This is a genomic window from Pseudoxanthomonas sp. SGT-18, assembly GCF_003931645.1.
Lineage (GTDB): Bacteria > Pseudomonadota > Gammaproteobacteria > Xanthomonadales > Xanthomonadaceae > Pseudoxanthomonas.
On record NZ_RRYJ01000004.1, the window covers coordinates 192711 to 206142 of the forward strand.

Genomic DNA, 13432 nt, shown 5'->3' on the forward strand with positions numbered 1-13432 from the left:
GTCGCGGATGGGGCGGTTACGTTAGCACCGGGCGCGCGGCGCACGGGCGACCGTGCTTTCACCGGGCGGGGACCATGCTGGCGGCCGGATCCCTGGCGGCGGACGACATGGCGCAACGGCAGCACGACAGGCAGGACCCGGCGGCGCCGACCATCTGGACCGTCGGCCATTCCACCCTGGAGTGGGAGGCGTTCCTGGAGCTGCTGCGCGCGCACGGCATCGGCGCGATCGCCGACGTGCGCCGCTACCCGGGCTCGCGGCGCTACCCATGGTTCGCCAGCGACGCCCTGGCCCGCGCGCTGCCGCAGGCCGGGATCGGCTACCGCTGGCTGCCGCAGCTGGGCGGGCGCCGCGCGCCGCGGCCGGATTCGCCCAACGCCGCCTGGCGCAATGCCGGCTTCCGCGGCTACGCCGACCACATGGCCAGCACCGAATTCGGCGAGGGCCTGGCCGCGGCACTGGAACTGGCAGCCACGCAACGCACCGCGCTGATGTGCGCCGAGGCGGTGTGGTGGCGCTGCCACCGCCGCCTGCTCTCCGACCTGCTGCAGCACCGCGGCTGGCAGGTCCTGCACATCCTCGACGCCGGCCCGGCGCAGCCGCACCCCGGCAACCCCGACGCGCGCCCGGCCGGCGATGGCCTCGTCTATCCGGCGCTGCAGGGCGGGCTGTTCCCGGAAGGATGACCGGCTGGCCGGTCCGGGCGGGAAGAGGAGGAGCCTCCAGGTGCCCTCTGTTGGCGCGCCGGCTGCAATCAGCGGCTGCCCGGGCCTGGAGTGCCGTCGCTTGATGGCTGGATCCGGGCCGCTGGCGATGACGCCGCCGGGAGCGGAGGTGGAAGGCTAGGGCGGCCGGAAGGACGAACGCCCGGCACGGGGCCGGGCGTTCGGGATTGGTGCCGGAAATAGGATTCGAACCTACGACCTACGCATTACGAATGCGCCGCTCTACCAACTGAGCTATTCCGGCAGGCCGGGCGCCGCAGCGGCCGGGGGCGCGATTCTAACCGGACAGGCGCCGCGCAGGCCAGCGGGGCCGGGGACGGGGCATCGGCGGTGCGCGCGGCGGCGGGCCGCCTGCCTTGGCCTGCCCGGCCGGGCGCGTGCGTCTCAGCCGGCGCGAACCGCGGCGGGTATGCTGCCGCCCTCGTTGGACGAAAGGCATCGATGGCCATGGCGAAACCGGGCAAGGCGCGCACCGCCTACGTGTGCGGCGAATGCGGCGCCGAGTACAGCAAGTGGCAAGGGCAGTGCGGCGAGTGCAGTGCCTGGAACTCGCTCTCGCAGGTGGTGCTGGAGCCGGCCTCCGCCGCGGGCACGGCGACGCCGGCGGCGCGTCGCAGCGGCTGGGCCGGCAAGGTCGACCCGCCGAAGGTCACCGCGCTGAAGGACGTCACCCAGGCCGCCGAGGTGCGCGTGTCCACCGGCATCGGCGAGCTGGACCGGGTCCTGGGCGGCGGCCTGGTCGAGGGCGCGGTGGTGCTGGTCGGCGGCGACCCGGGCATCGGCAAGTCCACCCTGCTGCTGCAGGCGGTGGCGAAGATGGCCGCGCAGCTGCCGGCGCTGTACGTCACCGGCGAGGAATCGCTGGCCCAGGTGGCCGGGCGCGCGGTGCGCCTGGACCTGCCGCTGGACAACCTGCAGGCGCTGGCCGAGACCGGGGTCGAGTCGATCCTGCAGCACGCGGCGGAGGCCAAGCCGCGGCTGATCGTGGCCGACTCGGTGCAGACCCTGTGGACCGAGACCCTGACCGCCGCGCCGGGCTCGGTCAGCCAGGTGCGCGAGAGCGCCGCGCGCCTGGTGCGCTACGCCAAGGAGACCGGCACCGCGGTGTTCCTGGTCGGCCACGTCACCAAGGAGGGCGGCATCGCCGGCCCGCGCGTGCTCGAGCACATGGTCGACGCGGTGCTGTACTTCGAGGGCGAGAGCGGCAGCCGCTTCCGCGTGCTGCGCGCGTTCAAGAACCGCTTCGGCGCGGTCAACGAGCTGGGCGTGTTCGCGATGGGCGAGAAGGGCCTGAAGGAAGTGCCCAACCCTTCGGCGATCTTCCTCTCCGGCAGCGCGCGCCAGCCCGGCAGCTGCGTGATGGTGACCCGCGAGGGCACCCGTCCGCTGCTGGTGGAGGTGCAGGCGCTGGTGGATGCCTCGCCGCTGTCCAACCCGCGCCGGGTCGCGGTGGGCCTGGAGCAGAACCGCCTGGCCATGCTGCTGGCGGTGCTGCACCGGCATGGCGGCGTGGCGGTCGGCGACCAGGACGTGTTCGTCAACGTGGTCGGCGGCATCCGCGTGCAGGAGACCGCGGCCGACCTGCCGGTGCTGCTGGCGGTGCTGTCCTCGCTGCGCGACCAGCCGCTGCCGGACAAGACCATCGCCTTCGGCGAGGTCGGCCTGTCCGGCGAGATCCGCCCGGTGCCCAATGGCGAGGAGCGCCTGCGCGAGGCGGCCACGCATGGCTTCCGGCGCGCGATCGTGCCCAGGGCCAACGCCCCGCGTGGCGGCGCGAAGTACAAGGACCTGGAAGTGATCGCGGTCGAGCGCCTGGCCGACGCGCTGGAACACGCCTGAGCGCGGCGGCGCCTCAGGGCCGGCCGGGTGCGGAGGCCTGCGGCGCCGCCGGGGCGGCGCCGGCGGGAACGGCCACCAGCAGCACCCGACCGTCGCGCACGGCCACGCCGCGCGCCTGCGGCGTGGTTCCCGTGGCCACCGCGCTGGAAACCAGGGCGGCGCTGCCGGCATCCGACAGCACCAGGTCCCCGCCATCCTCCTGCAGGCCGCCCTCGTCGACCAGCGCCTGCACCTGCTCCGGCTGCAGGCCGATGCGCAGGTGCCCGCCGGCACCCGCATCCAGGGTCAGCAGGCCGCGGCCGGGCGCGGCGCCTGCGCCGGCCGGCGGTTCGGCATCTTCCGCTTGCGGATCGGCGACCCGCAGGGGCAGCGGCGGATTGCCTGCGCCCGGCGCCATCGGCAGCAGGCCTTCCGGAGCGGCCTGGTCGAAGCGGCCGTCGCTGGCCATGAATTCGCTGTCGGCGATGTCCAGGCCGGTGCTCACCAGCCGGCCCACGTCCACCTGCGCGCCGGGCGCGAACAGCACGCCGGCGGCGTTGACCAGGTAGACGTGGCCGTTGCCGGAAAGCCGGCCGGCGATGCGCGAAGGCTGCCCGCCCAGCACCCGGTTGAGCACCACCGCCGAGGCATCGGGCTGGACGAAGTGCACGGCGGCATCGGCGCCGATGTCGAAGCTGCGCCATTCCAGGATCGCGCGCTGGCTGTGCTGGGTGATGGTGAGGCTGCGCTCGTGGCGGGCCAGGTCGGCCTTGCCGGCGACCACGCGCCCGTCCTGCGGCAGGGCATCGCGCTCTTGCGCGCCGGCGCCGGCCGCAAGCGCCAGGGTGGCGGCCGTGGCCAGGCACAGGACATGGATGCGGGTCGGGCGCATGGCGGTGTACTCGCTAGGGCCGGAGCGGTGGGTCATGGCGAAAAGCGCTGGCGCAGGTTGAACCATAGCTGCGGCCCGCGGCGGGTGCCATCCTGGTTGGCGCCGTCCAGGCCGCCCGGGTTGTCGCCCAGCGGTGCGGCGAGCGCCAGGCCCAGGGTGGTGCCGCGGCGGTACCAGCGCAGGCCCAGCCCGGCCGCGGCCAGGCCGTAGCGGTTGACCAGCGCCGGGTCCCAGGGATCCTGGCGCGCGCGGATGCGGCCGCCGTCGGCGAACAGGAAGGCGTCGACCTCGCTGCTGCCCGGCGCCGGGAACACACGGTGCAGTTCCAGCTGGGCCAGCGCGCCGCTGTCGCCGGGCGCCTCGTTGACCGGATAGCCGCGCACGCCCGAGGGGCCGCCGAGCACGAACTGCTGCGAGGAATCGAGGTTGCCGTCGGCCCACTGGCCGTTGACGCGCGCGCGCAGGTACCAGTCCCGGCCAAGCCAGCGGTCGTGGCGCAGCTCCAGCCGGGCGAGGGAGAAATCGCCGTGCACGCCGGCGCTGTCGAACTCCAGCTCGACCGGAAGGCCCAGGCGCACGCGGCCATGGGCCAGGTCCAGGATCCAGGCGGTATGGCCGCTGCCGGCGTGCACGGCATCGCCGAACAGGCTCAGGGTCAGGTCGTGCAGGCGGCGCCGGCGCAGCTCCTCGCCGAGGCTGGCGTCTTCCTGCAGGCGCCGGGCCCAGGCCAGCTCCATCTCGAGGTTGGCCGCCTCGCTGCGCAGCAGGGGATAGCTCACGCCGGCGCGGTACAGGCGCGAGGCGCCGCGCGCCTCCAGCTCCTCGAACTCCTTGCCCAGGCGGTAATGCAGGTCGGTATAGCCGAGGCTGCCGCGCAGGCCGCTGGCGCCCAGCGGCAGGGTGTAGCTGGCGCCGGCGTACTCCAGCTCCTCGCCGCGCATCACGGTGGCGCCGAGCTGGTCGCCGTAGCCACTGGGGTTGTCCACGGTCAGCCGGCCGATCGCCTGCGCGCGCCCGGTGTAGCGGCTGCCGTCGTTGCCGACCGCGAGGCTGCCGCCGAACAGCGGGCCGTCCTCGACCTGCAGCACCAGGTCGCTGGTGCCCGGTTCCTGGCCGGGTTGCAGCACACCGTCGACGTACACGCCCGGCAGGTCGTTGGCCAGCAACAGGCCGCGCTCCAGCCGCCACATGGGATAGGGCTCGCCGGCACGCAGGCCGCGGCCGGCCATGGCGGCCACGAAGTCGCCGCGCGCGCGGCTGCCTGCGTCCAGCACGCCGATCCGGCCAAGGCGGCCTTCCAGCACCTGCACGACGACCGTGCCGTCGGTGATGTCCTGTTCCGGCAGTTCGGCGCGGGCGAACCAGCCGTGGGCGCGGTAGAGCGCCACGATCCGGCGCAGGGCCGCCTGCAGGTCGGAGAAGCGCAGCGGGCGGTCGCGCCAGGGCGCCAGCGCTTCCTGCAGGGTCGCCTCCGGCAGCAGGGTGGCGCCTTCCAGGCGGAAGCGGCGGACCTCGAACCGCGGCCCGGCTTCGTCGGCCGCGGGCTGTTCGCGCGTCGCGGGCGCGGGCGGCGCCACCGGCGCCATGCCAAGCGCGCGCTCGGCCTGGCGCTGCACCTGGCCGGCATCCGGCGGCGTGGCCAGCGCCGATGCCGGGGGCAGCAGCGCGGCGAGGGCCGCGGCCAGGACCGCCGCCCCGCGGGGAGCGGGCCGGCTACGGGTGGGCCGGTGTGGGCGCCGTGCGGTCGAGCGCATGGCGGTTCAGGGCCTGCCCAGCACCAGTTCCAGCACGAACTTGCTGCCGAAGAAGGCCAGCAGCAGGAGCACCATCGCGGTCAGGGTCCAGCGCACCGCGCGCACGCCGCGCCAGCCGTAGCGCCAGCGGCCCAGCAGCAGGCCGCCGAACACCAGCCACGACAGCATGCTCAGCACGCTCTTGTGCACCAGGTGCTGGGACAGGAAGTCCTCGACGAAAAGTACGCCGGTCAGCAGGGTCAGGCTCAGCAGGGCGAAGCCGGCGCCGATCGTGCGGAACAGCAGCGACTCCAGTTCGGTCAGCGGCGGCAGCGAGCGCAGCCAGGTGCTGAAGGTGCGCCGGCGCAACGCGCGCTCCTGGATGCGCAGCATCACCGCCAGCACCGCGGCGATGGCCAGGGTGGCGTAGGCCAGCAGCGCCAGCCAGGCATGCAGCTGCAGGCGCCAGCCCAGCACCGTCGAGGTGGTGTGCCCGTGCAGGTGGTAGGCGACCAGCAGCGCCGCCGCCAGCGGGAAGGCGAACACGCCCAGCGCGGCCATGCGTCCGCGCGCGCCCACCAGCATGGTCATGCCGGCCATGCCCATGCCCACCAGCGACAGGGCGGAGAAGAAGTGCATGTCCGGGCCGCCGGGCGTGCGCCAGGCGACGAGGAGGTGGTAGGCGGCGTGCAGCAGGACCGCCGGTGCCGCCGCGGCCAGCCAGGCGCGTCCCGGCTGCGGCCGGCCCTGGCCCATGGCGCGGAACAGCAGGCCCGCGGCGGTCAGGTAGGCAAGTGCGGCAATGAGAACGATTGTCATCGCGTGAGTGTCGCATAGCGCCGCGGCCAACCGGAATGCCATGGGTTGCCTTGACCGCCACGGCGGGCGCCAAGGCAGCGTCGCGGCGTCACCGCTGGCGGCGGCGCGGGAGGGATGGGCCGGCCATCATGCCAGCCTGGCGCGGTGCCCGGGGCGGCACTGTGTGTGGCCGTGCTGCGCGCCCGCCGCGGCGGCGGGCGCGCTCAGTGGTCGCCGCCCACCGGCCGCGGCCCCTTGGCCGTGAACGGCGGCCGCGCGAACCACACCAGCACGATCACCGCCAGGAAGATGATGCCAAGCAGGTGGAAGATCTCGTTGAAGCCGATCTGCGCGGCCTGCTGGCCGATCTCCTGGTTGAGCATCAGCGCCCCGCGGGTGAGGTCGCCCTGGCCCAGCTGGATCGCCAGCTGGCGCACGCCTTCGTCGCTGGCGGGCAGGTGCTCGGTCAGGCGCGCATGGTGGATGGTGGTGCGCTGGTTCCAGGCCCAGGTGGTCAGCGAGGCGGCGAAGCTGCCGCCCAGGGTGCGCACGAAGGTGGCCAGGCCGGACCCGGCGGCGATCTCGTGCGGCTCCAGGTCCGACAGCAGGATGGTCAGCACCGGCATGAAGAACAGGGCCACGCCGATGCCCTGCACCAGCTGGATCATCGCCACGCGCTGGAAGTCCACGTCCAGGTTGAAGCCGGCGCGCATGAAGCTGGTGGTGGCCATCGCCACGAAGGCGAGGCTGGCCAGCATGCGCAGGTCGAAGCGGGTGGCGTACTTGCCCACGAACGGGGTCAGCAGCACCGGCAGGATGCCGATCGGCGCGGTGGCGAAGCCGGCCCAGATCGCGGTGTAGCCCATGTTCCGCTGCAGCCACAGCGGCACCATCAGGCCGATGGCGAAGAACGCGGCGTAGGCCGTGACCATCGCCACCGTGCCGGCGGCGAAGTTGCGGTGGCGGAACAGGCGCAGGTTGACGATCGGATCCTTCTCGGTGAGCTCCCAGATCACGAACACCGCCAGTGCGACCACCGCGACGATGGTCAGCACCACGATCTCGGTGGACTGGAACCAGTCCTTCTCGTTGCCCAGGTCGAGCATGATCTGCAGCGCGCCCACGCCCAGCACCAGGCTGGCCAGGCCGATGTAGTCCATCTTCGGCTTCTCGGTGCGCTCGGGCCGGCCCTTCATCTGCGAGCTCACCACCCAGGCCGCGAACAGGCCGATCGGCACGTTGATGAAGAAGATCCACTCCCAGCTGTAGTTGTCGGTGATCCAGCCGCCGAGGATGGGGCCGGCGATCGGCGCGACCACGGTGACCATCGCCAGCAGGGCGATGGCCTGGCCGCGCTTGGCCGGTGGATAGATCGACAGCAGCAGGGCCTGGGTCACCGGGTACATCGGGCCGCAGACGAAGCCCTGCAGGGCGCGCGATGCCACCAGCATGCCCATGCTCTGCGAGATGCCGCACAGCAGGGAGGCGACGACGAAGGCCAGGGTCGCCCACTGGAACAGGCGCACCTCGCCGAAGCGGCGGCTGAGGAAGCCGGTCAGCGGCAGGGCGATGGCGTTGCTGACCGCGAACGAGGTGATCACCCAGGTCGCCTGGTTGGCACTGGCGCCGAGGTTGCCGGAGATGGTCGGCAGCGAGACGTTGGCGATCGTGGTGTCCAGCACCTGCATGAACGAGGCGAGCGCCAGGCCCAGGGTGGCCAGGGCCACGCTGGGCGGACGGAATGGCTGGGCCGCGGCGGCCGCGCGTGGCGTGGCGCCGGATCCGGGGGCGGTGGCGGCGGTGGAGGACATGGGGGAGGGCGTCCGTCAGCCGTGCGCGCGCGGCAGGTTCTGCTCGATGATCCGGGTGGTCAGCGCGTTGGCCTCGTCCAGCTGCCTGCGGTAGACGGCGGTGGAGAAGCGCGGCTCGCCTTCGCCGCGCGACTGCGCCAGCACCTGGCCGCTGTCATCGCGCACGTCCACGTCGACATGCATGCTCAGGCCCAGGCGCAGCGGATGGGTGGCCAGCTGCTCCGGGTCCAGCTCGATCCGCACCGGCACGCGCTGCACGATCTTGATCCAGTTGCCCGAGGCGTTTTGCGCCGGCAGCAGGGAGAACGCGCTGCCGGTGCCCAGGCCGAGGCTGGCGACCTTGCCCTGGTAGCGGACGCTGCCGCCGTACAGGTCGGCCCTGACCTCGACCGGCTGGCCGATGCGCATGCGCGCCAGCTGGGTTTCCTTGAAGTTGGCCTCCACCCACATCTGCTCCAGCGGCACCACGGTCATCAGCGTGGCGCCGGGCTGCACGCGCTGGCCCAGCTGCACCTGGCGCCTGGCCACGTAGCCGGACACCGGGGCGACGATCGCGGTGCGCTGCAGTCCCAGGTAGGCCTGGCGCAGCTGCGAGGCGGCGGCCTGCACCTGCGGCTGCTCCTGCACGGTGGTGGCATCGACCAGGGCGCGGCTGCGCTGCAGGTTGCCCCGGGCGGTGCCCAGCGCGGCCTCGGCGGCGGCGAGCACGTCGCGGGCGTGGGCCAGTTCCTCGCGCGAGATCGCGCCGCTGGCGACCAGGCCCTCGCGGCGCTTCACGTCGGCGCGTGCCTGCTCGACCGCGACCTGGCGCGCGCGCAGTTCGGCCTGGGCAGCGTCGGCGCTGCCGAAGTAACCGCGCACCTGGCGCACGGTCGCGGCCAGGTTGGCCACGGCCTGGTCGTAGGCGACCTGGGCGTCGTTCGGGTCCAGCTGCACCAGCACCTGGCCGGCCTCGACCCGGTCGCCGTCGTCGGCCTGGATGCCGACCACGGTGCCGGCGGTCTGCGGCACCACGCTCACCACGTTGCCCTGGGCGTAGGCGTCGTCGGTGTCCTCGTGCCAGCGGGCGTACAGCAGGTACCAGGCCAGCCAGGCGGCGCCGGCCAGGACCACGACCAGCAGCAGGATCTTCAGGGCGCGCTGGCGCTTGCCATTGCTGGCGGGCGCGGCCGGCGCGGTCACTTGCGGATTGGTTTCGGTGGTCATGGGCGTGGGGGGCTCAGGAGTTCGGCTCGGAGGCGGTGGATGCGGTAGCGGGCGCGTCGAAGGACAGGCCGCCGCCAAGCGCGCGGTCGAGGTCGACCGCGGCCAGGTAGCGCTGCGCGCGCAGCGCCGCCAGCTGCTGCTCGACCTGCAGCAGCGGACGCTGCGCGGACAGCACCTCGAGCTGGCTGCCGATGCCGGCGTGGTAGCGGGCCTCGGCCAGCTGCAGCGCGGCCTCGGCGGAGGCGCGCGCCTCCTGCAGCGAGCGTTCCTGCGCGTCCAGCGAGCGGATCGCCTGGACTGCGTCGGTCACCTCGTGCAGGGCATCGACCACGCCCTGGTTGTAGCGGGCCACGGCCAGGTCGTAGTCGGCATTGCGCGCATCCAGCCGGTTGCGGCGCGCGCCGGCGTCGAAGATCGGCAGGCTGATTGCCGGGCCGCCGAGCCCGAGCACGGCGTCGCCGTCGAACAGGTCGGCGAAGTCGGTGGCGGCCAGGCCGACCAGGCCGCTGAGGTCGATGCTGGGCCTGAAGGTGGCCTTGGCCGACTTGATGCCCTGCGCCGCGGCCTCGACCCGCCAGCGCGCGGCGACCACATCGGGGCGGTGGCCCAGCAGTTCGCTCGGCAGCACCCCCGGCAGCGCCGGCGCGGGAGCCTGCAGCAGGCGTGGGCGGGCGATGTCCAGGCCGCGGTCCGGGCCCTGGCCCAGCAGCGCGGCCAGGGCAGTGCGCAGGGCGTCGATCTGCTGCTGCGCCGCCTCCACCTGGGCCTTGGCCGTGGCGATGGCGGTCTCGGCGTTGCGCAGCGACAGCGCGCCGTCGATGCCGGCGTCCACGCGCTGGCGGCCCAGCTGCAGCAGGCGCTCGCTGCGCTGCTGCTCGCGCAGGGCGATGTCGTGCGCCTCGTGGGCCTGGGCCAGGGCGATGTAGCTGCGCGCCACGTTCGCGGCCAGGGACAGGCGTGCGGCCTGGGCCTCGATCTGGCTGGCGCGGGCCTCGCCCAGCGCGGCCTCGTAGTCGGCGCGCCTGCCGCCCCACACGTCCAGCGGCCAGTCGAAGTTGAGCATCAGCACCGCGTTGTGCATCAGCTGGCCGCCCAGCTCCTCGCCGGCCAGGCCCTCGGGCAGCTGGGCCACCGCGTACTGCGCGCTGCCGGCCACGGTCGGCTTGCGCGCGGCGGAAGCGAGGCCGGCCTGGGCGCGGGCCTTGCGCAGGCGGGCGTCGGCGGCCACCAGCGAGGGGCTGCCGTCGAGGGCCTCGGCGACCAGCGCGTCCAGCTGCGGGTCGCCGAAGGCGCGCCACCAGTCCTGGCGCGGGAACGCGGCCGGGCTGGTGGGCGCGCCGTCCAGGCTGCGCGCGACGGCATGGGTGTCGGCATCGCGCAACTGCGCGGCCGGCTCCAGCCCGCCGGTGCTGGCGCAGCCGGCCAGCGCGAGCGCAAGGGACAGGGTACCGATGGCCGCCAGGCGGCGGCCGGGGTGGGGGAGGGCAGGCATCGGTCAGGTTTCCGGAATGGAAAGGTTGTCGCGGACCTGCTCCAGCAGGCGCACGAACTGCGCGCGCTGGGCTTCGTCCAGGCCGGCGAAGGCGGCCTCGCTGACCCGCTCGCCGCACTGGGCGATGTCGCGCGCGATCTGCTTGCCGCCTTCGGTCAGGCGGATGTTGAGCGCGCGGCGGTCGCCCGGATCGGCGCCGCGCACGATCAGGCCGCGGGCCTCGAGCCTGTCCAGCAGGCGGGTCATGGCGCCCGGGGTCAGTTCGGCGATGCGCGCCAGCTCGGTGGCGTTGGCCACGCCCTCGGACAGCTTCTTGATGATCAGGAACTGGCTGAAGGTGAGGTCGTGGCCGACCTTGACCAGCTCGTGCTGCCAGCGCGCGCGCATGGCGTCGCGGACCTGGCGCACGAGCAGGCCGAGGCTGGAGCCGGAGCAGACGGGGGGCGAAGACATGGGGGCGGGAGGATACTCGCCTTGGCAATATTTGCAAGCGAAAATATTGCCTGTTCAACCTGTGCCCGGGGCCGGAACCGGCCGGGCACAGTGCGCAGGCGCAACGGACGGGGGCACTGCCCCGCGCCCGCTATAATCGCCGGCCGTTTTCCGCCTTCCGGTCCGCCTGCATGTTCGAATCCCTGACCCAGCGCCTGTCCGGCACCCTCGAGCGCCTGCGCGGCCGCGGCCGGCTGACCGAGTCCAACATCAGCGAGGCCGTGCGCGAGGTGCGCATCGCCCTGCTGGAGGCCGACGTCGCCCTGCCGGTGGTCCAGGCCCTGATCCAGCGCATCAAGGTGCGCGCGGTTGGCCAGGAGGTGCTCAAGTCGCTGACCCCGGGCCAGGCCCTGATCAAGGTGGTGCGCGACGAGCTGACCGCGGTGATGGGCTCGGCCGCGACCGACCTGAATCTCAACGTCCCGGCCCCGGCGGTGTTCCTGATGGCCGGCCTGCAGGGCGCCGGCAAGACCACCACCGTCGGCAAGCTGGCCAGGCACCTGAAGGAAAGGCGCAAGAAGAAGGTGATGGTGGTCAGCGCCGACGTCTACCGTCCGGCCGCGATCGAGCAGCTGAAGACCCTGGCCGAACAGACCGGCGTGCTGTTCTTCCCGTCCGACGCCGGGCAGAAGCCGGAGGACATCGTCCGCGCCGCGATCGCGGACGCGAAGAAATCCTTCGTCGACGTGCTGATCGTCGATACCGCCGGCCGCCTCGCCATCGACGAGGCGATGATGGCCGAGATCAAGGCCCTGCACGCCGCGGTCAACCCGGCCGAGACCCTGTTCGTGGTCGACGCCATGACCGGCCAGGACGCGGCCAACACCGCCAAGGCGTTCTCCGACGCCCTGCCGCTGACCGGCGTGGTCCTGACCAAGACCGACGGCGATGCCCGCGGCGGCGCGGCGCTCTCCGTGCGCTACATCACCGGCAAGCCGATCAAGTTCGTCGGCACCGGCGAGAAGGTCGACGGCCTGGACGTGTTCCACCCCGACCGCGTCGCCGCGCGCATCCTCGACATGGGCGACGTGCTGTCGCTGGTGGAGCAGGTCGAGCAGACCGTCGACCAGGAGAAGGCCGCCAAACTGGCCGCCAAGGTCGCCAAGGGCAAGAAGTTCGACCTCAACGACATGCGCGACCAGCTGGAGCAGATGCAGAACATGGGCGGCATCGCTGGCCTGATCGACAAGCTGCCCGGCCTCGGCCAGGTGCCCGAGCACCTCAAGCAGCAGGTGGCGCAGAGCCGCGAGGTGCCGCGCATGATCGCCATCATCGGCTCGATGACCCCCAAGGAGCGGCGCAACCCGGGCCTGCTCAACGGCTCGCGCCGTGCCCGCATCGCCCGCGGTTCGGGTACCACCCCGGCCGACGTCAACAAGCTGCTGAAGCAGTACCAGCAGATGGAGAAGATGATGGCGAAGATGGGCCGCGGCGGCATGAAGGGGATGATGCGCGGCCTGCAGGGCATGATGGGCGGCATGGGCCGCATGCCGTTCCGCTGATCCACGCGCGGGCTGGCCACGTGGCCCCGGCGCCGGCCGGCTGGCCCGGTCGAGGACGATGGAGGACGCGATGACGCAGCCGCCTTCGGGCAGCTTCCTGCTCAACGGCCGCCCGGCCGCCTCCGATCCCGAGGGCCTGCGCGCGCTGGCGCAGGTGAACTACGGCCACTTCACCGCGTTGCAGGTGCGTGGTGGCCGCGCCCAGGGCATGGAGCTGCACCTGGCGCGGCTGGGCCAGGGCAACGCCGAGCTGTTCGACGCTGCGCTTGATGAGGCCCAGGTCCGGGCCTGGATGGCCCAGGCCGCGGCGGAACAAGGCGGCGACTGCTCCCTGCGCGTGGCCGTGTTCGCGCGCGGTTTCGACCACCGCCAGCCGCTGCGCGCGCTGCAGGCGGACGTGCTGGTCTCCGCCACCGCGCCGGCACGGCCATCGGGCAAGGCGATCCGGGTGCGCAGCGTCGACTTCGTGCGTCCGTTCCCGCACCTCAAGCACGTGGCCACCTTCCCGCTGTTCCAGCACCGGCGCCTGGCCATGCGGGACGGCTATGACGATGCGCTGTTCGTGGACGGCACGGGCGCGGACGCACGGGTGGTGGAAGGCACGGTCTGGAACATCGGCTTCTGGGACGGGCGGGGCATCACCTGGCCGGCGGGCCCGGCCCTGCGCGGCACCGCCGAGCAGCTGCTGCAGGCCGGGCTTGGGACCCTGGGTTGCATGCAGCAGGTGCGGCCGGTCGCGCTGGGCGAGGTCGGCGACTTCGCCGCCGCGTTCGCGGCCAACGCCAGCGGCGTGCAGCGCATCGCCGCCATCGACACGGTGGAATTCGCGCCGTCGCCGGAGCTGGACGCCTTGCTGGCATCCGCCGCCGCCCATGCCCCCTGGGAGCCGTTGGCGTGACGGGGATTGGTGGTTGGTGATTCGGGATTGGTGATTGGTGATTGGTGACTGCTGATTCGTAGGCG

11 protein-coding genes and 1 tRNA gene are annotated in these 13432 nt (G+C 73.1%); 4 read left to right on the plus strand and 8 right to left on the minus strand.

Annotation, left to right across the window (positions count from 1 at the left end):
- The first annotated feature begins 107 nt into the window (after positions 1-107).
- A complete protein-coding gene (locus tag EIM47_RS07770; protein WP_026010538.1) occupies positions 108-686 on the plus strand; it encodes a DUF488 domain-containing protein in 579 nt (192 codons plus the stop codon).
- Positions 687-893: 207 nt separating this feature from the next.
- Here EIM47_RS07770 and EIM47_RS07775 read toward each other — a convergent pair.
- Positions 894-969, minus strand: a tRNA-Thr gene (locus EIM47_RS07775).
- Between the two features lie 197 nt (positions 970-1166).
- On the opposite strand from EIM47_RS07775, the gene radA reads away from it, so the two are divergent.
- Positions 1167-2564: a DNA repair protein RadA gene (gene radA / locus EIM47_RS07780; RefSeq protein ID WP_205948699.1), complete on the plus strand. Its 1398-nt coding sequence runs from the start codon at positions 1167-1169 to the stop codon at positions 2562-2564.
- A 13-nt stretch (positions 2565-2577) separates the two neighbouring features.
- Here the strand turns inward: radA and EIM47_RS07785 are convergent, their stop codons facing one another.
- The 7 genes from EIM47_RS07785 to EIM47_RS07815 form a co-directional block, all read right to left on the minus strand.
- On the minus strand, positions 2578-3471 hold the full coding sequence (locus EIM47_RS07785; protein WP_125076597.1) for a filamentous hemagglutinin N-terminal domain-containing protein: 894 nt from the start codon (positions 3469-3471) through the stop codon (positions 2578-2580).
- A complete protein-coding gene (locus EIM47_RS07790; RefSeq protein WP_019398716.1) occupies positions 3468-5189 on the minus strand; it encodes a ShlB/FhaC/HecB family hemolysin secretion/activation protein in 1722 nt (573 codons plus the stop codon). The genes EIM47_RS07785 and EIM47_RS07790 overlap by 4 nt, the downstream gene beginning before the upstream one ends.
- A 6-nt stretch (positions 5190-5195) precedes the next feature.
- A complete protein-coding gene (gene ccsA, locus EIM47_RS07795; protein WP_125076598.1) occupies positions 5196-5987 on the minus strand; it encodes a cytochrome c biogenesis protein CcsA in 792 nt (263 codons plus the stop codon).
- Between the two features lie 203 nt (positions 5988-6190).
- A complete protein-coding gene (locus EIM47_RS07800; protein ID WP_125076599.1) occupies positions 6191-7777 on the minus strand; it encodes a DHA2 family efflux MFS transporter permease subunit in 1587 nt (528 codons plus the stop codon).
- Positions 7778-7792: 15 nt separating this feature from the next.
- On the minus strand, positions 7793-8983 hold the full coding sequence (locus tag EIM47_RS07805) for an efflux RND transporter periplasmic adaptor subunit (protein WP_125076600.1): 1191 nt from the start codon (positions 8981-8983) through the stop codon (positions 7793-7795).
- Positions 8984-8996: 13 nt separating this feature from the next.
- Complete coding sequence (locus EIM47_RS07810; RefSeq protein WP_125076601.1) at positions 8997-10475, minus strand: efflux transporter outer membrane subunit; 1479 nt, start codon at positions 10473-10475, stop codon at positions 8997-8999.
- A 3-nt stretch (positions 10476-10478) separates the two neighbouring features.
- Positions 10479-10928, minus strand: coding sequence for a MarR family transcriptional regulator (locus EIM47_RS07815; protein WP_019398721.1), 450 nt, complete (start codon positions 10926-10928; stop codon positions 10479-10481).
- A gap of 170 nt (positions 10929-11098) precedes the next feature.
- Here EIM47_RS07815 and ffh point away from each other — a divergent pair, with 170 nt between their 5' ends.
- Positions 11099-12469: a signal recognition particle protein gene (gene ffh, locus EIM47_RS07820; protein WP_028915400.1), complete on the plus strand. Its 1371-nt coding sequence runs from the start codon at positions 11099-11101 to the stop codon at positions 12467-12469.
- Between the two features lie 70 nt (positions 12470-12539).
- On the plus strand, positions 12540-13367 hold the full coding sequence (locus EIM47_RS07825; protein ID WP_240626188.1) for an aminotransferase class IV: 828 nt from the start codon (positions 12540-12542) through the stop codon (positions 13365-13367).
- Positions 13368-13432 lie beyond the last annotated feature (65 nt).

Coding starts and splice junctions, on each gene's coding strand:
- EIM47_RS07770 (WP_026010538.1), top strand. CDS start 108: ATGGCGCAACGGCAGCACGACAGGCAGGACCCGGCGGCGCCGACCATC.
- radA (WP_205948699.1), top strand. CDS start 1,167: ATGGCCATGGCGAAACCGGGCAAGGCGCGCACCGCCTACGTGTGCGGC.
- EIM47_RS07785 (WP_125076597.1), bottom strand. CDS start 3,471: ATGACCCACCGCTCCGGCCCTAGCGAGTACACCGCCATGCGCCCGACC.
- EIM47_RS07790 (WP_019398716.1), bottom strand. CDS start 5,189: ATGCGCTCGACCGCACGGCGCCCACACCGGCCCACCCGTAGCCGGCCC.
- ccsA (WP_125076598.1), bottom strand. CDS start 5,987: ATGACAATCGTTCTCATTGCCGCACTTGCCTACCTGACCGCCGCGGGC.
- EIM47_RS07800 (WP_125076599.1), bottom strand. CDS start 7,777: ATGTCCTCCACCGCCGCCACCGCCCCCGGATCCGGCGCCACGCCACGC.
- EIM47_RS07805 (WP_125076600.1), bottom strand. CDS start 8,983: ATGACCACCGAAACCAATCCGCAAGTGACCGCGCCGGCCGCGCCCGCC.
- EIM47_RS07810 (WP_125076601.1), bottom strand. CDS start 10,475: ATGCCTGCCCTCCCCCACCCCGGCCGCCGCCTGGCGGCCATCGGTACC.
- EIM47_RS07815 (WP_019398721.1), bottom strand. CDS start 10,928: ATGTCTTCGCCCCCCGTCTGCTCCGGCTCCAGCCTCGGCCTGCTCGTG.
- ffh (WP_028915400.1), top strand. CDS start 11,099: ATGTTCGAATCCCTGACCCAGCGCCTGTCCGGCACCCTCGAGCGCCTG.
- EIM47_RS07825 (WP_240626188.1), top strand. CDS start 12,540: ATGACGCAGCCGCCTTCGGGCAGCTTCCTGCTCAACGGCCGCCCGGCC.